This window comes from Candidatus Pelagibacter sp. PS_37, from assembly GCF_059417825.1.
The window spans coordinates 596,887-615,371 of the sequence record NZ_CM182067.1 but is presented as its reverse complement, the minus strand read 5'-3'; the positions used below and the strand labels follow the sequence as shown (position 1 = coordinate 615,371).

24 protein-coding genes and 1 riboswitch are annotated in these 18,485 nt (G+C 26.3%); of the genes, 10 read left to right on the top strand and 14 right to left on the bottom strand.

The genetic code is table 11. The features are described from left to right. Positions 1 to 2 precede the first annotated feature (2 nt). Complete coding sequence (locus AC5SL9_RS03205; RefSeq protein ID WP_006996893.1) at positions 3 to 293, bottom strand: chorismate mutase; 291 nt, start codon at positions 291 to 293, stop codon at positions 3 to 5. A 42-nt stretch (positions 294 to 335) separates the two neighbouring features. On the opposite strand from AC5SL9_RS03205, the gene AC5SL9_RS03200 reads away from it, so the two are divergent. Beyond that, positions 336 to 1,346: a COX15/CtaA family protein gene (locus AC5SL9_RS03200; protein ID WP_494574371.1), complete on the top strand. Its 1,011-nt coding sequence runs from the start codon at positions 336 to 338 to the stop codon at positions 1,344 to 1,346. Here AC5SL9_RS03200 and AC5SL9_RS03195 read toward each other — a convergent pair. Further along, a complete protein-coding gene (locus AC5SL9_RS03195; protein WP_271564673.1) occupies positions 1,339 to 2,667 on the bottom strand; it encodes an O-acetylhomoserine aminocarboxypropyltransferase/cysteine synthase family protein in 1,329 nt (442 codons plus the stop codon). The two genes, AC5SL9_RS03200 and AC5SL9_RS03195, sit on opposite strands and share 8 nt — an antisense overlap. A 4-nt stretch (positions 2,668 to 2,671) precedes the next feature. Next, positions 2,672 to 2,740, bottom strand: a riboswitch (SAM riboswitch). Between the two features lie 139 nt (positions 2,741 to 2,879). Between AC5SL9_RS03195 and rplM the strand changes: the two genes are divergently transcribed. Genes rplM through AC5SL9_RS03160 form a run of 7 tightly spaced genes read left to right on the top strand, consistent with a single transcriptional unit; the run spans position 2,880 to position 8,131 of the window. Beyond that, positions 2,880 to 3,341: a 50S ribosomal protein L13 gene (rplM, locus tag AC5SL9_RS03190; protein ID WP_006996896.1), complete on the top strand. Its 462-nt coding sequence runs from the start codon at positions 2,880 to 2,882 to the stop codon at positions 3,339 to 3,341. A gap of 1 nt (position 3,342) precedes the next feature. Next, positions 3,343 to 3,792, top strand: a complete 450-nt coding sequence (rpsI, locus tag AC5SL9_RS03185) for a 30S ribosomal protein S9 (protein WP_006996897.1) — start codon at positions 3,343 to 3,345, stop codon at positions 3,790 to 3,792. 34 nt (positions 3,793 to 3,826) lie between these two features. Continuing rightward, on the top strand, positions 3,827 to 4,849 hold the full coding sequence (gene argC / locus AC5SL9_RS03180; protein WP_011282123.1) for an N-acetyl-gamma-glutamyl-phosphate reductase: 1,023 nt from the start codon (positions 3,827 to 3,829) through the stop codon (positions 4,847 to 4,849). After that, on the top strand, positions 4,846 to 5,070 hold the full coding sequence (locus AC5SL9_RS03175; protein WP_494574370.1) for a hypothetical protein: 225 nt from the start codon (positions 4,846 to 4,848) through the stop codon (positions 5,068 to 5,070). The genes argC and AC5SL9_RS03175 overlap by 4 nt, the downstream gene beginning before the upstream one ends. After that, positions 5,071 to 6,363 carry a homoserine dehydrogenase gene (locus AC5SL9_RS03170; protein ID WP_011282121.1) on the top strand — a complete coding sequence of 431 codons (1,293 nt, stop codon included), beginning with the start codon at positions 5,071 to 5,073 and terminating at the stop codon, positions 6,361 to 6,363. Then, the gene (locus AC5SL9_RS03165) at positions 6,363 to 7,265 is read left to right on the top strand and encodes an AEC family transporter (protein ID WP_020169438.1); all 903 of its coding nucleotides are present in this window, start codon (positions 6,363 to 6,365) and stop codon (positions 7,263 to 7,265) included. The genes AC5SL9_RS03170 and AC5SL9_RS03165 overlap by 1 nt, the downstream gene beginning before the upstream one ends. 17 nt (positions 7,266 to 7,282) lie before the next feature. Further along, entirely contained in the window at positions 7,283 to 8,131 is an 849-nt protein-coding gene (locus AC5SL9_RS03160) for a DMT family transporter (RefSeq protein WP_041185791.1), read from the top strand. A 597-nt stretch (positions 8,132 to 8,728) separates the two neighbouring features. On the opposite strand, the gene AC5SL9_RS03155 is transcribed toward AC5SL9_RS03160, so the two are convergent. Genes AC5SL9_RS03155 through AC5SL9_RS03145 form a run of 3 tightly spaced genes read right to left on the bottom strand, consistent with a single transcriptional unit; the run spans position 8,729 to position 10,011 of the window. Further along, complete coding sequence (locus AC5SL9_RS03155) at positions 8,729 to 9,007, bottom strand: methylated-DNA--[protein]-cysteine S-methyltransferase (RefSeq protein WP_006996903.1); 279 nt, start codon at positions 9,005 to 9,007, stop codon at positions 8,729 to 8,731. Next, positions 8,988 to 9,425 (bottom strand): GNAT family N-acetyltransferase, encoded by a 438-nt coding sequence (locus AC5SL9_RS03150; RefSeq protein ID WP_494574369.1) that lies wholly within the window; start codon positions 9,423 to 9,425, stop codon positions 8,988 to 8,990. The genes AC5SL9_RS03155 and AC5SL9_RS03150 overlap by 20 nt, the downstream gene beginning before the upstream one ends. A 16-nt stretch (positions 9,426 to 9,441) precedes the next feature. Then, entirely contained in the window at positions 9,442 to 10,011 is a 570-nt protein-coding gene (locus AC5SL9_RS03145) for a hypothetical protein (protein WP_494574368.1), read from the bottom strand. Between the two features lie 50 nt (positions 10,012 to 10,061). On the opposite strand from AC5SL9_RS03145, the gene AC5SL9_RS03140 reads away from it, so the two are divergent. Further along, positions 10,062 to 10,979, top strand: a complete 918-nt coding sequence (locus AC5SL9_RS03140; protein WP_494574367.1) for a site-specific integrase — start codon at positions 10,062 to 10,064, stop codon at positions 10,977 to 10,979. A 3-nt stretch (positions 10,980 to 10,982) separates the two neighbouring features. Here the strand turns inward: AC5SL9_RS03140 and AC5SL9_RS03135 are convergent, their stop codons facing one another. Then, the gene (locus AC5SL9_RS03135; protein ID WP_494574366.1) at positions 10,983 to 12,281 is read right to left on the bottom strand and encodes an MBL fold metallo-hydrolase; all 1,299 of its coding nucleotides are present in this window, start codon (positions 12,279 to 12,281) and stop codon (positions 10,983 to 10,985) included. Positions 12,282 to 12,322: 41 nt separating this feature from the next. On the opposite strand from AC5SL9_RS03135, the gene AC5SL9_RS03130 reads away from it, so the two are divergent. Further along, positions 12,323 to 13,303, top strand: a complete 981-nt coding sequence (locus tag AC5SL9_RS03130) for a Gfo/Idh/MocA family protein (RefSeq protein ID WP_494574365.1) — start codon at positions 12,323 to 12,325, stop codon at positions 13,301 to 13,303. Here AC5SL9_RS03130 and AC5SL9_RS03125 read toward each other — a convergent pair. From AC5SL9_RS03125 to AC5SL9_RS03090, 8 genes are all read right to left on the bottom strand, one after another. Next, positions 13,289 to 14,371: a DegT/DnrJ/EryC1/StrS family aminotransferase gene (locus AC5SL9_RS03125; protein WP_494574364.1), complete on the bottom strand. Its 1,083-nt coding sequence runs from the start codon at positions 14,369 to 14,371 to the stop codon at positions 13,289 to 13,291. The genes AC5SL9_RS03130 and AC5SL9_RS03125 overlap by 15 nt on opposite strands. Next, a complete protein-coding gene (locus tag AC5SL9_RS03120) occupies positions 14,364 to 14,954 on the bottom strand; it encodes an LbetaH domain-containing protein (protein ID WP_494574363.1) in 591 nt (196 codons plus the stop codon). The genes AC5SL9_RS03125 and AC5SL9_RS03120 overlap by 8 nt, the downstream gene beginning before the upstream one ends. Before the next feature lie 18 nt (positions 14,955 to 14,972). After that, positions 14,973 to 15,944, bottom strand: coding sequence for a glycosyltransferase (locus AC5SL9_RS03115; RefSeq protein WP_494574362.1), 972 nt, complete (start codon positions 15,942 to 15,944; stop codon positions 14,973 to 14,975). Positions 15,945 to 15,967: 23 nt separating this feature from the next. Beyond that, complete coding sequence (locus AC5SL9_RS03110) at positions 15,968 to 16,483, bottom strand: glycosyltransferase (protein WP_494574386.1); 516 nt, start codon at positions 16,481 to 16,483, stop codon at positions 15,968 to 15,970. A gap of 41 nt (positions 16,484 to 16,524) precedes the next feature. Continuing rightward, positions 16,525 to 17,076: a glycosyltransferase family protein gene (locus AC5SL9_RS03105; RefSeq protein ID WP_494574361.1), complete on the bottom strand. Its 552-nt coding sequence runs from the start codon at positions 17,074 to 17,076 to the stop codon at positions 16,525 to 16,527. Beyond that, positions 17,066 to 17,632, bottom strand: a complete 567-nt coding sequence (locus tag AC5SL9_RS03100) for a hypothetical protein (protein WP_494574360.1) — start codon at positions 17,630 to 17,632, stop codon at positions 17,066 to 17,068. Before AC5SL9_RS03100 ends, AC5SL9_RS03105 begins: the two co-directional genes overlap by 11 nt. Before the next feature lie 59 nt (positions 17,633 to 17,691). Then, on the bottom strand, positions 17,692 to 18,090 hold the full coding sequence (locus tag AC5SL9_RS03095) for a hypothetical protein (RefSeq protein WP_494574359.1): 399 nt from the start codon (positions 18,088 to 18,090) through the stop codon (positions 17,692 to 17,694). A gap of 117 nt (positions 18,091 to 18,207) precedes the next feature. Further along, entirely contained in the window at positions 18,208 to 18,474 is a 267-nt protein-coding gene (locus AC5SL9_RS03090) for a hypothetical protein (RefSeq protein WP_494574358.1), read from the bottom strand. Between the last annotated feature and the right edge of the window lie 11 nt (positions 18,475 to 18,485).

Here is an 18,485-nt window from a genome sequence, read left to right as displayed (position 1 = left end):
TATTATTTTTTTCTAAAATTTCTTTTTTCGTAATCAATAAAAGACCAAATCATATTTTTCCAAATTCTATTAGTGATTTTTGGGTCAATATTAGTTTGTATTGATTTTTTTTTAATTTTTTTAAGTATAAAATTGATCCTTTTTTGATCAATTATTTCTTTTTTATGTATTTTTACTTTTAGCACTTCATTGACTAGTGAAGATCTTTTTTTGATTAATTTAAGTAAATCATTATCAAGTTTATCAAGCTTAATTCTAATCTGATTTAGTTTTTTTTTATTAGTAGGCGACATTTATTCAATTGGTTATTAAGATAATTATTATAAGTATAATTTATGTTTGTAAATAGCGACAACTATATAAAATATTTAAAATTGTGGTTAATAACTTTATTTTCATTAATTGTTCTTATGGTAGCTGTCGGTGGTCTTACTAGACTAACAGACTCTGGTTTATCAATCACAGCTTGGGAGCTCTTTACTGGAATACTCCCACCTATGAATATTAATGAGTGGAATTTTTATTTCTCAGAGTACAAAAAAATTCCTGAATATAAAAATATTAACTACGGCATGTCCTTAGATGAATTTAAAGTGATTTTTTATTGGGAGTATGCTCATAGATTATTAGCAAGATTTGTAGGTTTGTTTACTTTAGTGCCTTTGCTTTTCTTTACGTTCTATTTCAAAAAAACTCTGCATTATTCTAGTAAATATTATTGGATTTTTTTTCTTGTATGTCTTCAAGGATTCATCGGTTGGTATATGGTATCTAGTGGATTAATTGAAAATAATGACGTTAGTCACTTTAGACTTAGCATTCATTTATCTTTGGCCTTATTTATTTTATGTTTAATTTTTTGGTATATTTTAGATATTCATAAAATTAAGAAATTTGAAAATAAAATTCCAAATTTATTTTTATTATTCATACTTAAATTGATAGTTTTACAGATTGTATTGGGTGCTTTTTTATCAGGTTTAGATGGTGGTCTTATCTATAATTCATGGCCTGATATGAATGGTAGTTTTTTTCCAAATGATGTTAGTTATGGTGATTTAATTACTACTCAATTATTTAACAACCCATCAATTATTCAATTTTTGCATAGATCAACTTCATATTTGCTTTTATTTTTTATAATCATTTTAAATTTTATCTATTTTAAAAAACAATATGATTTTAAATATGTATTATTTTTTGATGTTGCTATCTTAATTCAAATTTTTTTAGGAATTATAACTTTGATTTCTGGTGTAGAGATTACATACGCTTCACTACACCAGCTAGGTTCAATATTAGTTTTGAGTTCTTATTTTTTGATATTATATAAAAACTCTAACTAACTGCTTTCAAATTTCCTTTTGAAGATTTATTTAAAGCTTGGTCTAAATCCTCAATAATGTCATCTATATGCTCAATACCAATACATAATCTTACGTATCCAGGAGTTACACCTGAGGCTAACAATTCTTTTTCTGTTAACTGACTATGAGTTGTTGTTGCAGGATGAATTGCTAAACTTCTTGCATCTCCAATATTTGCAACATGATAAAACATTTTTAAAGACTCGATAAATCTCTTACCTGCTTCAATACCACCTTTGAGCTCAATACCAACTAAACCACCATTTCCTTCATTAAGGTATTTTTTAGCACGATCAGCAATTTTACCTTCATGTTCTGTTGGATAGATTACTCTTGTTACTTCTTTATTTTTCTTTAAATAGTCAACAACTTTTGATGCATTTGAGCAGTGTTGTTTCATTCTGAGAGCAACTGTTTCTAGCCCTTGAATAATTCCAAATGCATTGTCAGGTGATAGGGCAGAACCAAGATCTCTTAGTAATGTAACCCGCGCTCTTACTGCAAAAGAAACATTAGCCCCAGTTAATTCTGGAACCACTTTTCCCCATACAGCTCCACCGTAACTCGCGTCAGGTTCGTTAAATAAAGGTTGTCTTTTGGGATCAGCTGTCCAATCAAAATTACCTCCATCAACTAAAGCTCCACCTACAACTGTACCGTGACCACCTATATATTTTGTTAATGAATAAACTACTACAGCAGCACCATGTTCTAAAGGTTTGCAAATTACAGGGGCAGCTGTGTTGTCCATTATTAATGGTATATTGTATTTTTTACCAATATCAGAAACTTCTTTAATTGGAAAAACTCTCAAATAAGGATTTGGTAAAGTCTCACCATAAAAAGCTCTAGTTTTATCATCAACAGCTTTTTCAAAGTTTTTTGGGTCAGAAGGGTCTGCATATCTAACTTCAATACCAAGTTTACTTAATGTATGCGTGAATAACGAAATAGTACCTCCATATAAATCCGTAGAGCTGACTATATTATCTCCGGCTTGTGCAACGTTTAAAATTGCAAAAGTTGATGCGGTTTGTCCAGATGCTACTGTTAAACAGGCTAATCCTCCTTCTAATGAAGCAACTCTTTTTTCAAGAGCATCATTTGTTGGATTCATTATTCTTGTATAAATATTTCCAAATTCCTTAAGAGCAAACAAATTCGCAGCATGTTCAGTACTATCAAATTGATACGATGTTGTTCTATAAATTGGAACTGCTACTGCTTTGGTTGTTGGATCACTTCTATAATCACCACCATGTATAGCTATAGTCTCAGGGTTTTGTCTTTTTGTACTCATCTTAATACTCCTTTTTTAGTACTTTTGCTTTATGCAAGGCGTACAATACAGTTCAAATGCGCCTACCGATAATGTGGGTAAAAAATCCTTTTTAGCAATAACTAGCCTGCAATAGGAACAAATCGGCTATATAAAAATATCATTTAAGCAAGATATTGCAAGGGAAATATAAAATTGACATTATATCTAATAATAGTATTAATCCTCGCACAATGACAAAATTTCTAAAAAGTGGTGATTTAAACAGTAACTGGTTTGAGATAGACGCTAAAAATGCTGTAGTTGGCAGATTAGCTTCTATTATTGCTATGATTGTTAGAGGAAAAAATAAAACAACTTTTACACCTCATATGGATGATGGTGATTTTGTTGTTGTTAAAAATGTTGAACAAGCAAAGTTCACAGGAAAAAAATTTAAAGATAAAAAATATTATAGACATACTGGTCACCCAGGTGGAATTAAAGAAATTACTCCTGAAAAGTTATTAGAAAAAAATAAACCTGGCGAGACATTAAAATTAGCTATTAAAAGAATGTTACCTGGGGGAGTTCTAGGAAGAAAACAGTTAACTAAAGTAAAAATTTATGCTGGTGAAGAACACCCTCATGCAGCACAAAACCCAAAACTTTTAGACCTAGGTAAATTAAACAGTAAAAATTTAATAAGAAATTAATATGGTAACAACAGCTACACCAAATAAAGTATCTACAAAAAAACCTAAAATTAAATTAGATTTTAAAGATAGTAAATACGCAACTGGTAGAAGAAAAAAATCTATTGCAAAAATTTGGGTGAAAAAAGGTACAGGCAAAATTTACGTTAATGGCAGAACTATGGATGAGTATTTCACTAGCGGAAGTCACAAAATGCAAATCACAAGACCATTTGAGATTATAAACCAAGCAACTGATTATGATGTAAGATGTAGCGTAGCAGGTGGTGGTCACACAGGTCAAGCTGGTGCAATGGTTCATGGTATTGCTAAAGCATTAATCTTATTTGATTCAGAGAATAGAGCAGTACTTAAGACAGAAAAGCTTAATACTAGAGACTCTAGATCGGTTGAAAGAAAAAAACCTGGTCGTAGAAAAGCAAGAAGAAGCTTCCAATTCTCGAAAAGATAATTCTTTTTTAACTCTAAACTGTTATAATAAAAAAATGCCTAAGCTTAATGTTTTAGTTGCTGGATCAACAGGTTATATTGGTGTTCAATTAATTAAATTATTAGTTAAACACAGCAATGTTAACATTAAATATCTTTGTGGTAATACGTCTGTTGGAAAAAATATTTCAAGTTATGAAAAGTCATTAAGTTCAAAAAAATTACCTAAAATTATTAGATACAATAAAGAACTTTTAAAAAACATAGACCTTGTTTTTACAGCTCTACCTAATGGTGAAGCACAAGATATTTCAAATGATTTATTAAAACACAATATATTAATTGATTTAGCTGCAGACTTTAGACTTAATAAAGCATCAAATTATCTAAAATGGTACAAACAAAAACACAGATCTGTCAAAAATATTAAAAAATCAATTTATTCATTACCAGAAATCAATGGTGACAAATTAAAGAAATTTAATATTATCGGATGTCCGGGTTGCTACCCAACATCAATACTTTTACCACTTATTCCATTAGTTAGGAAAAATTTAATAAAAACAGATAATGTTATTATAGATTCAAAATCTGGTTACTCTGGTGCTGGAAGAGGTGTGCATAAAAAATATAAGAATAAAAATCTTTATGAATCCTTAAGCGCTTATGGTGTTGGTTTCCATAGACATAACTCTGAAATTCAACAAGAAATCGAAAACTACACTAAAAAGAAATTTTCTTTTACATTCACACCCCATTTAACACCAATGTTTAGAGGGATACTTAGTACTATTTACTTAGACCTTAACAAAGGTGTAGGTATTAAAAATTTAGAAAACACTTTAAAGAGTCAATATTCAAAAAACAGATTCGTTAAAATTTTAAAAACAAATTCATTGTTAAGTACAAATGACGTAATTAACACAAATAATTGCTCTATAGTAATTTGTAAAACTAAGTATAAAAATAGAGTTATTATTTTATCTGTTATTGATAATTTGATTAAAGGTGGGGCAGGTCAAGCAATACAAAATATGAATATCAAATATGGTTTTAATGAAACAAAAGGATTAATTTGAAATACTTATTTTTATCCCTAATTGTATTTTTAACTTCGTGCTCATTAAACAACGAATCTACTTATTGGAATGAAGATCCTATTAAAAAGTCTACTGATGAAAAAAAACTTTCTCAGATATTAAAAAAAACTGGTGATTACAAATCTATGACTTTTGATGAATTTAACCTCTTTCTTAAAGATTATTCAAAAAATGCAGAATACCCAGATATTAACCAATAGATGAAAAATATAATCAACATTGCTGTAGTTGGTCTAGGACAAGTTGGTATTTATTTGTTAAATGAACTTAATACTAAAAAAAAAGATATTGAACTTAAGACAGGTAAAAAGATTAACGTTGTAGCTGTTTCGGCAAGAAGCATTTCTAAAAAAAGAAGATTTAAAGTTAATAAAAAAATTTTTTTTAAAAACCCATTAGAAATTTTTGATAAGACCAAAGTAGATATTTTATTTGAAGCTATAGGTATGTCAGATGGGATTTCAAAAAAAGTTGTGGAAACTGCTTTAAAAAATAAAATACATGTAATCACTCCTAATAAAGCACTTATCTCTAAACATGGTGATTATTTGGGAAAATTAGCAGAGGAAAATAATGTTAATTTAGAATTTGAAGCATCTGTTGCTGGTGGTATTCCAATATTAAGAACCATTAAAGAGGGTCTTGCAACTAACAAAATTTCTAAAGTTTATGGAATTTTAAATGGTACTTCTAACTATATTCTTTCAGAAATGGAAAATTCTAATGATAGTTTTTTAAATGTATTAAAAAAAGCTCAAAAATTGGGATACGCTGAACCAGGTAACCCTAAATTAGATTTAAATGGTTTTGATGCATTTGCTAAAGTAAGAATTTTGTCTGCTCTAGCTTTTAATACTAAAATTTCAAAACATAAATGCTTATTGGAAGGTATTGAAAAAATTGAATTAAAAGACATAGAAATTTCCAATCAATTAAATTTACGAATCAAACTCCTTGGCATTTCAGAACTAATTAATGGCCAACTTTTTGAAACTGTACACCCATGCTTAGTTAGTAAAAGTTCTTATATTGGTAACGTTGGTGGTGTTATGAATGCTGTTATTCTCGAAGGAAAACCTGTGGGTGAAAGTATATTGCAAGGGGAGGGAGCTGGCCCTGGACCTACTTCTTCATCTTTATTATCAGATTTACTTTCAATTTTAAGAGGTAATATTAAGAAGCCATTTGGTATTCCAGGCAGTAAACGTAAATTGATTAAATGTTACAACGTTAATAATTATGTAAATTCACTATATTTGAGATTTGAAGTTAAAGACAAACCAGGTGTTTTATCAACAATCACAAACCGACTAGCTAAGTATAAAATTTCAGTAAAAAGATTAATCCAAACTCCTGACAAAAAAAATAATAAAGCTACAATTGTTATTATTACTCATAAAACTAATGAACTTAATTCTAAGAATTGTCTTTCTGTTTTTAATAAAGACAAAAATATTCTAAGATACCCAACATTGATTAGAATTTATAATTAATGGAAATATATCTAAAACTGTTTGAGGTTTTATTTCCTGTCTTTTTTGTTGTTGGTATTGGTTATTATCTTGGCAAAAATAATCCGAAATTAGATACATCTTTTATTACTACCTTTGCAGCAAATATTGGTACTCCAGCAATGATAATATATTCTTTAACATCAACTGGAATGTCTTTTGACATTTTTAAAAATTATTTTTGGTACTATTTGATAGCAATTTTTATTTTTACAATAGTAGGTATAGTTTTTTTATTTTTTTTAAATACTAAAGATATTATTCGTGAGTTACCCCCTTTTGTTATGCCTAATACTGGTAATATGGGTTTACCAATATGTTTATTCGCTTATGGCACTCAAGGTTTAGGTATCGCTGCTGCAATTTCAGCCTTAATAGTGCTATGCCATTTTACTCTTGGAGTATTTCTTGCTGATAGAAAATTTGATTTAAGTGTAATTCTTAAAAACCCACCTTTTTATGCAATTATAATTTCAGTAATCTTTCTATACTTTAGAATAGAACTTCCTCTCTTCGTTGAAAATACAACTTTTCTGCTAATGTATGCTACGATTTTTTTAATATTAATGTCTTTAGGAATTGCTCTTACTCGTTTTAAGATTTTTTCATTCAAAAAAGCATTTATATCATCAATAGGAAGGGTAATACTTGGCCCAATAATTGGTTTTTCAATAATAAAATATTTTAACCTTTCAGGTTTTGCTGCTGGTGTTCTATTAATTCAATGCTCAATGCCCAGCGCTGTTTTAAATTATCTTGTGGCATCAATTTATTCGCCAAAAAAGATTGTAGATAGTGTTGCTAGTACCATTGTTGTTTCAACAGTCATGTCTTTTTTTACTATTCCTGTTGTCGTATTCTTTGCTTTAAAATACTTTAATTAAACTGTATCTATTGGCTTATGAAAGCCATCATATTTAACCTTTTAGCCTGGGTAATGCTTCCAATCATGGATGGTTTTGCAAAATATTTAAGTGCCGATATGCCCGTTTTACAGATCACGTGGGCTAGATATTTTTTTACGGTCGCATTCACTCTTCCAATAATGTTCTTGTTTTATAATAAGCAGCTTGTTTGGACAGATAAGCCTAAGTTACAAATAATAAGAGGGTTAATACTACTTTCTGCTAATATTTGTTTTTTCTACGCAATATCTGTTATCTCTCTAGCTAAAGCTCTGACACTTGCTTTTGTAGCACCTTTAATTGTTACTGCATTTTCTCCTATATTTTTGGGTGAGAAGGTGGGTATAAGAAGGTGGACTGCTGTTATTATAGGATTTATAGGCTCTCTAGTGGTTATAAGACCAGGTTTTGTGGAGATTAACTTGGCCAGTCTAGCTGCATTAGGAACAGGTGTAATGTATGGTTTCTATTTAATAATTACACGTAAATTAAGCACTTCAGATAACCCTTTATTAACTTTATTACTAACTGGATTAGTTGGGTTAATCGCCGTTTCAGGATTAATGCCATTTGTATGGGTTAATCCAACTCCTTCTCAATGGTCTATGATGGCCTCAATAGGCGTATTTGCCTGCATTGGGCACTTATTTCTTATATTATCACTTAAATACGCTGATGCCTCTAAATTGGCTCCATTTAGCTACTTTGAAATCATTACTAATATAATTATTGGTTATTACTTCTTTAGTGACTTTCCTGATAATTGGACATTCTTAGGCTTATCCATTATTATTATGAGTGGAGTTTATATATCTAGAAGAGAATCTTATATTAAATCCTATTAACTAAGTATTACTTGTTTACTAATATCTAATATTATACATTAATAATATATTGTATATTACTGTAATTATTAATTTAATTATAATATTATTAATTTCTAAAAATTACAAATTAAATATAATAATATTTAAAAATAGTTAAATTATAGTTACTAAAGTAGGCTTAAAATAAAATAAAAGTAGCATAAATCTATTTTTCTAACGTTGAAAAAGCGAGAATTGGGTAATTTTAATTTTTAGTAAATTAAACATAGTTTTTAAACTGGCTAAAATGGTGATTTAGTATTGATATTAAATACTTATTTCAATTAATAGGGTATTTTTTTTAAAATTAGAGTGTTTATAGAGTAGAATAGAGGGTTAAAAAAGCTAGTAAAATGGTCTTTTTTACTCTCTCTATAATCGTTGCTATTGTTGACAAGTAGAGCAATGCAGTATGAGAATATACTGTTTAAACGCTCATAGGATAGTCTATTTTAGCCAAAAGTCTATTTGTAGTACAACTGAAGGATGTATTACAGTAATTAAACGAAAATATGGCAAAATATCTAAAAAGTGTTTAATAACAAAGGTTTTTGGCGTTTTTTGAGGTTAAAAGTACTATTTTATGAAGACTTTTTCTGATCTCAATAAACGTCGTTTTTGTTGAATTCCACCTTTTCCAGAGTATCCGCCGAGACTTCCGTCTGATCTGATGACTCGATGGCAGGGTATTTTAGGTGGATAGGGGTTTTTACCCACTGCATTAGCAACAGCTCTGAATGCCTTAGGTTTTCCAATAGCTTTAGCAACTTCCAAGTAGGTTTTAACTTTACCTTTGGGTATTTTCTTTAGGTAATTCCAAACTTTTAGCTGAAACTTAGTTCCCTTTAAGTTCATAGAGTTCAAACCCAGTGTTATTAGCTATTTTATCGTATAATTTCTTTGCATTTTCATTGGAAGAGTGGGTGATCCAACGAATTCCATCCCAATTATTGGCTTTAGATAATGATTTTAGGTGACTAATAAGTTTTTGAGCTATTTTTTGACCTCTAAATTCTGGATCTACAAACAAATCATCTAAAAAACCAATGTATTTTCCTTTTATTGGCCTTGGCATTGTTCTGTAATGGGCAATTCCAACGATTTTACCCTCTAATTCAAAGCAAATAGCATTAACATTATGAGATTCATCATGAATCCATCCCCATAAAGTGTCTAAAATCTCTGTATTCATTGGAACTTTGTAGAAATCAGCATAACCATTATATAATTTAGACCAATTTCTCTTATCTTTATGCTCTAATTTTCTAATCATTTGCTTTAATTTAACATTATATATTATTGATTTTATTATTTTTATTTGTGTAAAACCTTAGTATTTTTTCCATATCCTCTAAAGATGCATCTGATTTTAAACGGTTTACTATATCTGAAACAATAACTAAATTACCAGGAATATAACCTTTTTTTGGAACTATTCTATCAAGAGAAGGGGAAAGATTCTTACTTTTTCCATTTTTATAGCCCATTTCAAATAGATTTCCTAAAACAGGACACCTATTGTCTTTTGGCCAAATTAACTCCAAATATTCAGTATTAATAGTATGTAAAATTCCTTTTCTTTTAGCTCTTATACGACTATTTGAAAGCATTTGAGGGATAGGGCTTGTAGAATATCGATTTGTAGCTCGATTAACTTCACAGTCTTTACACTCATTAAATCTTTTTCCACCCTGTATATCAGTCCAAGCATCCAACTTACCTTTATTTGGTCCTTTTGTTAAAGGTTTTACAATTCTATAGTTTTTATAATTAAGATTTTTATTGCATGATTTGCATAACTTGATTTCTATAAACTTAACTGTTCTAGCCATAATTAATTTTTTATATGCTATTGACATTGTTTTAAAGCTAATATATATTTCCGATAATTAATGGTTATCGGAAATATATGAATAATTTAATTACAGATATAAAAAGCCTTGAATTAGAAACCATTAAGAATTTAAGAAATTCTAAATCAGCTAATACACTTAGAGCTTATCAGTCTGACTACAGTGATTTTTCCATATTTTGTTCAAAAAACGGATTTCAGGCAATGCCAACACAACCAAAAATATTAGCATTATATATAACTCATTTATCATCTTACTCTAAATATAGCACATTAAAGAGACGATTAGCATCAATTAGCATACTTCATAAAACTAAAGGCCATTACATAGATACGAAACATCCCATAATTATGGAAAATTTAATGGGCATTAAAAGAACAAATGGAAGTAATCAAAAAGGTAAAAAACCATTACTAATCAACGATTTAAAAATATTAATTAATGCAATACATCAATCCAATGAAAAAGATAAAAAAAAAATTAGAGATAAGGCTTTAGTTTTAATAGGATTTTCAGGCGGTTTTAGAAGATCTGAGTTGGTTGATATCCAATATGAGGACTTAGAATTTGTATCAGAGGGAGTTAAGATTTTCGTAAAAAGATCAAAAACTGATCAATCTGGAGAAGGCATGACTAAGGCTATCCCCTATTTTGATAATGAAAAATTTTGTCCCGTAAATGCATTGAAAAATTGGATTGAAACATATGATTTAAAAAAAGGTAAAATTTTTGATATTTCAGATAAAAGCGTAGCATTAATAATTAAAAAGTATGCAAATTATGCAGGTTTAGACAGCCATAGATACGCCGGACATAGCTTAAGATCAGGGTTTGCAACCTCTACAGCAGAGTCTGGTGCTGAGGAAAGAAACATAATGGCTATGACAGGTCATAAATCAACAGAAATGGTGAGAAGATATATTAAAGAAGCAAATTTATTTAAAAATAATGCACTAAATAAGATTAAAATCTAATGATCATCTTTTGTGAAAAATTTTAGAAGTTTTAAAGATTTTTTTAAAAAAACTATTTAAAATGTTGTCAAAATTATAATAAATATTTTGATAATTTTTTGCTTGGAACTTAAAGATTTTATTTAAAGTATTTAATCCTTTATTATTTGATTCAAATCTACCACCTATTATTAGAGAATCATATCCATAACCACTTGTGAATAAATTTATTAATGACTGTGATGATAGAGAACACCAAGGTTTATCAGTATAGGAAACATTAGTTTCAACTAAGCCTTTATCAAAACTAAAAAGATAAGTTTCGTTCAGATCCGTTAATCTAAAAAATATTTTATATTTATTACGATTAAAAAATCTATAAAGAGGAAAAAGGTTATTATTTTTTTTAGTAGTATTAATAAATTTGTTACATGAATCAATAAGAATATTGCGATCTATTACTTTTTCATTAAGTGGTAATATATTTATTTTTTTATAATCTTTATTATATTTATTGAAAGCATTACTGTTTGTTATATTTGAGTTAAAATCCCAAGTATCACCAGGATAGAAACATAAAAATTTAACATTAGGGTTTTCTTTAGAAAGATAATTAATTGTACTTTCAATATCATTAACAGAATCGTTCATATAAAAATTATCTTGTTTCGAAAAATAACAAAAACTTGCAAATGGAATAACAACTTTTGGTTTTAAAAACTTAATATTATTGGAAAGTTTTGATAATATTTCATTTGACCATTTTTTTCTTTCGTCTTTATTATGTCTATTTGATTTTCCTATAGCGTAACTGAATTGAACTAAGAGTACATCAATTGGGCCAGTTCTATCTTTGATGTATTTAAGTTGAAAATCATTTTTAATGTCACAATCATTTAAATTTAGTATTGTTAAATTCTCTATTTTTACGATTGACATCGAATCTAAATATTGAAAAGGGATCACTTGGATCGAAAAATTTTGCGATATTTGGAAATTTTCTTTAAAATCGATTTCTTTTACATTCGGTGATATTTTACTTAAAAATTTAACAACTCTCTTGTCGACTGTTTTTTGGAATAGAAAACTATTTTTATCAGAAAAAATCTTTAGATTGGGCGGATTGAAGTGATCAGGATGTTCGTGACTAAACCAGATAAATTGAGATTTTTTTAAAGATTCAATGGATTTCTCAGGTGTTTTGGACAATAAATTCCAAGAATTATTGAAAACAGATCCTTGAATCCATGGATCCATAGCTAATGAAATATTATTATGAGATAATATAATACAAGAATGGTTTACAAATTCAAATTTAGGCATGATTATTACAAATTAATATAGTATCTAATTCTTTTATCATAATGTTTTCTTTTTCAAATAAAAATCAAAAATTAGCTGTTATAGGTTCAGGATATTGGGGATCGGTAATTATAAAGACTTTAATTGAATTGGGTTTTAAGAATATAATTATTTATGACAAAAGTGTTAAAAATAAAAATATAGCTAAAAAAAAATTTAACATAGTTAAATTTGAAAATACATTTTCTAATATATTAAAAGATAAGAATATTTTAAATACCTTTGTTATAACCCCACCCTCACAAAATTTAAAAATTGTAACAAAATTGATCAATAATGGTAAAAACATATTCCTAGAAAAACCTGGTTTTGATAAAATTAATGATTTAAAAAAAATTGAAAAATATTTAAAAAAATCGAACTGTAAGTTAATTTTTGGTTATATTTATTGTTTCAACGAATATATAAAAAAAATTAAAATAATATTAGATAGAAAAATTTTAGGTGAAATTCAATATATTAGCTTTAGCAGAAAAAACTTAGGACCAATTAGAAGTGATGTTGATGTTGATTACGATCTAACATCACATGACTTAAGTATAATAAAACAATTATTCAATGAATTACCAAGAATAAAATCATCTGAAAAATACTCTTTATTAAAAAAAAATATAAGTGATATTTCTAACTTACATTTAACTTTAGGAAATATTAACATTGATATTAATAATAGCTGGTTAAACCCTACCAAAGAAAGATTAATTAAAATCATAGGGAAGAAAAAAATGCTATCATTTGACGAAATGAATCTAGAAGCCCCTATTCAGATTTATAATCAATATGCAAAATATCCAGATCTAGATTTTTTTGATAAAGGTTTTTTAAATTCAAAAGCTTTAATCTATAAAGGTAAAAGTAGGTCAATAAAATTAAAAGTAACAGCACCACTGATAAATGAAATTAAATCATTTTTTAATTCTAAAAAACCCATTACAGACATAAAATTTGCTAAGGATATTTTAACTTTCTTAGAAGGAATTTAAAACTTTAACAATTTTGGATATTTCTTTATTAGTTAAATTTGGATCTATTGGAATACTAAAACATTTTTTCGCTAAGTTTTCTGAATTAACATAATTACTATTTTTAAATATTTTTTTTAATGTATCTATCTGATTGATTGATTTTGGGTAATGAAATCCATATTGAATATTATTTTTTGTAAAAAGATTAATTAATCTACTTTTATCATTAATCATTATTACGTATTGATGATAAACAGCTCCTTCAGAATATCTTAATAAAGTTATTTTTTTATTTTCTACATTTTTATTATAATAATTGGCAATTTTTCTTCTACTTTTATTATATCGATTAAGAAGTTTAAGTTTTTCCAATAAAATCGAAGCTTGAATAGTATCTAGTCTACTATTAAACCCAATCTGAGTGTGAATAAATTTTTTTATTGACCCTAAGTTTCTAAAATTTTTTATTTTATTATAAAAGCTTTTATTATTTGTTGTAATTATTCCAGCATCTCCATATGCCCCAAGATTTTTACCAGGATATAGGCTGAAACATGAGATATCAGCCAAAGAACCAACTTTTTTTTCTTTTAAATAACCTCCGTGTGCTTGTGAGCAATCATCAATTATGTATATCTTTTTATTCTTAATTATTTTTTTTAAATTATTTATATCAACAACGGAGCCATACAAATGAACTGGCATTATTACTTTAGTCCTACTGGTAATTTTAGCATTTATCTTATCAATGGATATTGTGGGTTTAAAATTTTCAATATCAACTAATACAGGTTTTAATCCTGCATTAATTACAGCAAAAGCAGTTGAACAATAAGTCATTGCCGGAATGATTACTTCAGAATTTTTTGGTAAATTTAATATTTTTAAAGCAATTGTTAAAGCATCAGTACCGTTAGCACAACCAATTGCGTATTTAACACCACAAAAAATGGCAAATGTCTTTTCAAATTTTTCTACAAAATCCCCTAAGATAAAATTCTTTTTTTTAAGAACTTTTTTTATATTTCTATAAATATTTTGATTAATTGGTTTATCTTGTTTATTTAAATCTAAAAATTTAATCATTTAATAATATTAACTCTCTATATCTATTTATTTCTGATTTCAAATCATTATTATTAATTTTATTTTTTTTTAAACCAATTAAATTTTTAGTTTTTTTCTTTGCAGGTTTACCATAAAATTTATAACCTGGAATAACTTTAAGTTTTTTAGTAATAAATGAATTCATACCAATCATAGAATAAGAGCCAATAATTTGATTTTGATGAACACAAACTTTAATTCCTAGTTGCGCCCCATTCATAACATGAACATTGCCACCTAATATTACATTACTACTTAAAACTACATTATTTTCAATTGTGCAGTCGTGATCTATTGTTGTTGAATTCATTATATAATTATTATTCCCAATATATGTCTTTTTTTTATTTTTTGTGGGTAGATGGATATTTACATATTCGTTAAAAGTGTTGTTATTACCAATTTCAATAATACCAAAGCTTTTAGATTTTGGATGTTGTGCAAAATTTCCTATTACTGCATATGGGCCAATAATATTATTTTCTCCAATAGATATTTTTTTCCAATTAATAATAGCAGTTTTGTGGAATAGATTATTTTTTTTTCTAATATAATTTAACATATTATGATTTTAAAATTATCAATTTTTCCAAATATATTTAAAATTTCTTTTTGTATTAAAAACTTTATTTATAATAGAGTCAGAAATGATTGTATTTTCAAAATAGGCAAAATAACTTTTTTTTGCATTTAGTGATCTTTTTTTTAGTAATTTTTCATTATCTTTAATTGAAATTAACTTTGATAAAAGATCCTTTTCATCTTTATAAGTAATTATTTCACCATTATTGAAAAAATCATCATATTTAACATTTTCATGAATAAAAGGAATGATCGCATTACCCATTAAAGAAGCAATTCTATTACTTGAAGAATATTTAGTAGGACCTCCTCTACTTAAGTTCAAAGCTGTTTTTGTTAATTTTAATTGATTATTGAAAGCATGATTCCATTTTGGCTGTTCATTATATAAGCCCAAAATATTAAAATTTAATTGATCTTGAGAATAATCAATTAATTTTTTGATAAAAATTGATCTTTGATCAAATGTACCATCTTTAAGTTTGCCATAATTAACCCCGTTACTTAAAGCAAAAAATAAATCATGTTCTTTTTTTTCAGATGAAAAATCATGCTCTTCTATATTTGGGTCAACTGGTATGGGTAAATAATTTAACTTAAATCTAGATATAGCAGTTTTAATAACATCAGGAGAAGTCGTGATAAAATATTCATCAATTAAATCATGATTTTTTTCTAACAAATTCAAATTTTTCTTATAATTTGGGTCACCATACATAACATGGTCCTCATACCATATGGATAATTTACATGAATATTGATTTTTAATATATTCTAGTGATGATCTTCTTAATGAGTTGTTGTGACCAAAAAGTATTAAATCAGGACGGTAATGTGAGCATATTTCTAAAATTTTTTGATCAATAGAACTCTTATCGAATAATTTTGTGTAAAAATTTCTATAATCAAAATCAATTACATCATGGCCATTCCTAATAAAACCATTTGAAATTTTTTTTGATATCGACAAATTGAACAATCTATGATTTGTTTTTAATCCAAAGTTTGAAACGTGCAAAATTTTAAAGTTTTTTTTTTTGAGACTGAATAGTTAAAAAAAATTTTAGGACGTAATAAATCTAATTGATTAACACTTATATGTGGTTTGTGGATAACATTATTATAATTTATTTTTTGAATCTGATTAAGTAATAATTTATTAGAAATTAATTCTTTAATTTTTTTATATAGATTTTTGTGATTATTTTTTTTTAAAACTAAATTATTATGAAATGTTTCTGAAAGGCCACCACTAATAGAAGTTATTACAGCACACCCTCTCGAGGCACTTTCTAGTGCGGTTCTTCCAAAAGGCTCTTCCCAAGTAGGGTTTACAACTGATATTGAGGCAGATTCATAAATTTTTAATAAACTTTTATGTTTGATCCATTTATTTACTTTCAATCTACTATGTTTAATTTCAAATTTTTCTCGTGATTCATCTCCATAAACAAGTGCACTCCACTCTTTAAATTCATCTAAAATTTTTATTATTGCTTTATTAAAAATATTAAAACCTTTACTTTTATTTAGTTTCCCCGAAAAAATTATTATTTTTTTTTTTTAGGAAATGTTTTTATGGGATCAATAAAATTGTAAATTATAGAGGTATTATTTTTATGATTAAAACTTAAATTTTCAAAGAATTTTTTTTTAACCCATTTACTGACAAATATTAGCTTGTTACAATTTTCTATAAACTTTTCTTTATGAGCAGATGAAGTACAGTCTCTAAGTTTATTTGGATCGTTATGAAAAATTAAATTTACTTTAATTTTAGGGTTATTTTTAATAAGATATGATGCATATTCAGGTCTATTATGAATTTCAACGCTTTCTATTTTACGTTTAATTAACTCTAAGTTTATTTTTTTTATATAATTTAGATTAGTATAATATCTTGTATTAACACTTATCGGTATTATATTTTTATTAAGATAATTCTTTTTATTTGTTAATTTTCTACAAAATATAATATCACTATTAATTTTACTGTGCTTTAAATACTCACTAACCCAAACTGAAACTGCCCCAAAATTTTCATTTGAAAAGTTTTCTTTAAGAGGAAGTATAATGGCAGATCTTTTATTATCAAATTTCATTTTTAATTGCATCTAAAATATTTTCAATGCCTATCATATATTTGTTATTAGATTTATAAATAATTTTATATTTATTTTTTTGATTTATCCAAGTTTGTAACCACGGCTCATCTTGTTGGTTCATAATATCAATTGTTTGTATATTTAAACCCAAAGAAGTGTGTACGAAATAACCCGAGTGACAACTTATGTTACAATGCGAGTTTTCTAATAGGTCTTGAAAATCATTAATTGAAAGATTTTCAATGATAATTATCTTTTGATCATTCAAATCACTCAACTTAAATGATAGTAAATCTTTTTTTAAGATATTTAATTTTTGATAATAATAATGATTATTTTTATAAGAGGTAATAATTAATTTTCTATCAATGCTTTTACTAAATGATTTAAGGGCTTGATTAAAATTTCTATTGATATCGATGATATCATTAAATTTTTCATCTAAATGAATAACAATATAAGTATTTTTTATTTTAGAAAAAAATGAAGCATTATTTCTTTTAAAATAATAAGTTTTATTTTCAATATTATTAAAATACTTGTTAAGTAGCATATATTTTTGAGGATAATTATCAAGATTTCCACTTTCAATAACATCTCTATTATTTAAGACTACATATTTAATATTAAAAAATTTATAAATAAACGTAAGAAGATAAAATTTAATTTTATTAAGAATTTTTTTTTTTTATAAATAAATGTGAATTTGAACTTAGCCCTTATTAAGAGTAATAATAAATTTGAAATATTTTTACCATCAAAAACAATTACCGAATCATATTGTTTAAAAGAATAATGATAAACATATTTTAATTTTTGAAAAAATTTAAAATTGTTATCAAAAATTGAAATTTTATTAAAAAAGTTTTGATTTTTTATTAGTTCAAAATTAATATTAGAGCAAATAATTTCATTATAATCATAGTTTTCTGATATTTTTTTAATCACATTGGATCTAATAAGATAATCACCAAGTCTATCAATTGAAAAAAATAAATTTTTTGATTTCATAAAATGATTAATTCCTATTTTTTATTTTTTGTATATTTTGTCCAACACATCAATTTTTTTTAACTATTTTAATAAATTATTTGTATGGCCTATCTGTGAAAAAACTTATTATTTATCTTATTTTTCATTTATAAAATTAAGAAGATATTTAATATAACTAGTTTTACTTGGTCTCCATCCCAAATTTATTAATTTTTTATTCATACCAACTAAAATAGTTTTATGTTTATTTTTTTCAAATATAATTTTTTTTTTATATTTCTTATTTAGTTCAATCATTAAATCCATTAAATTAATCCCTTTACTAGAGCAAATATTATAAACCCCTTTTGAATTATTTTTTAACATTATTTTAATTGCAAATGCTATGTCGTTTATTTGCAAAAAGTCTCTTA

Bases quoted from the DNA above. Each gene is read 5' to 3' on its own strand.
- AC5SL9_RS03205 (WP_006996893.1), bottom strand. From the start codon at position 293: ATGTCGCCTACTAATAAAAAAAAACTAAATCAGATTAGAATTAAGCTT.
- AC5SL9_RS03200 (WP_494574371.1), top strand. From the start codon at position 336: ATGTTTGTAAATAGCGACAACTATATAAAATATTTAAAATTGTGGTTA.
- AC5SL9_RS03195 (WP_271564673.1), bottom strand. From the start codon at position 2,667: ATGAGTACAAAAAGACAAAACCCTGAGACTATAGCTATACATGGTGGT.
- rplM (WP_006996896.1), top strand. From the start codon at position 2,880: ATGACAAAATTTCTAAAAAGTGGTGATTTAAACAGTAACTGGTTTGAG.
- rpsI (WP_006996897.1), top strand. From the start codon at position 3,343: ATGGTAACAACAGCTACACCAAATAAAGTATCTACAAAAAAACCTAAA.
- argC (WP_011282123.1), top strand. From the start codon at position 3,827: ATGCCTAAGCTTAATGTTTTAGTTGCTGGATCAACAGGTTATATTGGT.
- AC5SL9_RS03170 (WP_011282121.1), top strand. From the start codon at position 5,071: ATGAAAAATATAATCAACATTGCTGTAGTTGGTCTAGGACAAGTTGGT.
- AC5SL9_RS03165 (WP_020169438.1), top strand. From the start codon at position 6,363: ATGGAAATATATCTAAAACTGTTTGAGGTTTTATTTCCTGTCTTTTTT.
- AC5SL9_RS03160 (WP_041185791.1), top strand. From the start codon at position 7,283: ATGAAAGCCATCATATTTAACCTTTTAGCCTGGGTAATGCTTCCAATC.
- AC5SL9_RS03155 (WP_006996903.1), bottom strand. From the start codon at position 9,007: ATGAACTTAAAGGGAACTAAGTTTCAGCTAAAAGTTTGGAATTACCTA.
- AC5SL9_RS03150 (WP_494574369.1), bottom strand. From the start codon at position 9,425: ATGATTAGAAAATTAGAGCATAAAGATAAGAGAAATTGGTCTAAATTA.
- AC5SL9_RS03145 (WP_494574368.1), bottom strand. From the start codon at position 10,011: ATGTCAATAGCATATAAAAAATTAATTATGGCTAGAACAGTTAAGTTT.
- AC5SL9_RS03140 (WP_494574367.1), top strand. From the start codon at position 10,062: ATGAATAATTTAATTACAGATATAAAAAGCCTTGAATTAGAAACCATT.
- AC5SL9_RS03135 (WP_494574366.1), bottom strand. From the start codon at position 12,281: ATGCCTAAATTTGAATTTGTAAACCATTCTTGTATTATATTATCTCAT.
- AC5SL9_RS03130 (WP_494574365.1), top strand. From the start codon at position 12,323: ATGTTTTCTTTTTCAAATAAAAATCAAAAATTAGCTGTTATAGGTTCA.
- AC5SL9_RS03125 (WP_494574364.1), bottom strand. From the start codon at position 14,371: ATGATTAAATTTTTAGATTTAAATAAACAAGATAAACCAATTAATCAA.
- AC5SL9_RS03120 (WP_494574363.1), bottom strand. From the start codon at position 14,954: ATGTTAAATTATATTAGAAAAAAAAATAATCTATTCCACAAAACTGCT.
- AC5SL9_RS03105 (WP_494574361.1), bottom strand. From the start codon at position 17,076: ATGAAATTTGATAATAAAAGATCTGCCATTATACTTCCTCTTAAAGAA.
- AC5SL9_RS03100 (WP_494574360.1), bottom strand. From the start codon at position 17,632: ATGCTACTTAACAAGTATTTTAATAATATTGAAAATAAAACTTATTAT.
- AC5SL9_RS03095 (WP_494574359.1), bottom strand. From the start codon at position 18,090: ATGAAATCAAAAAATTTATTTTTTTCAATTGATAGACTTGGTGATTAT.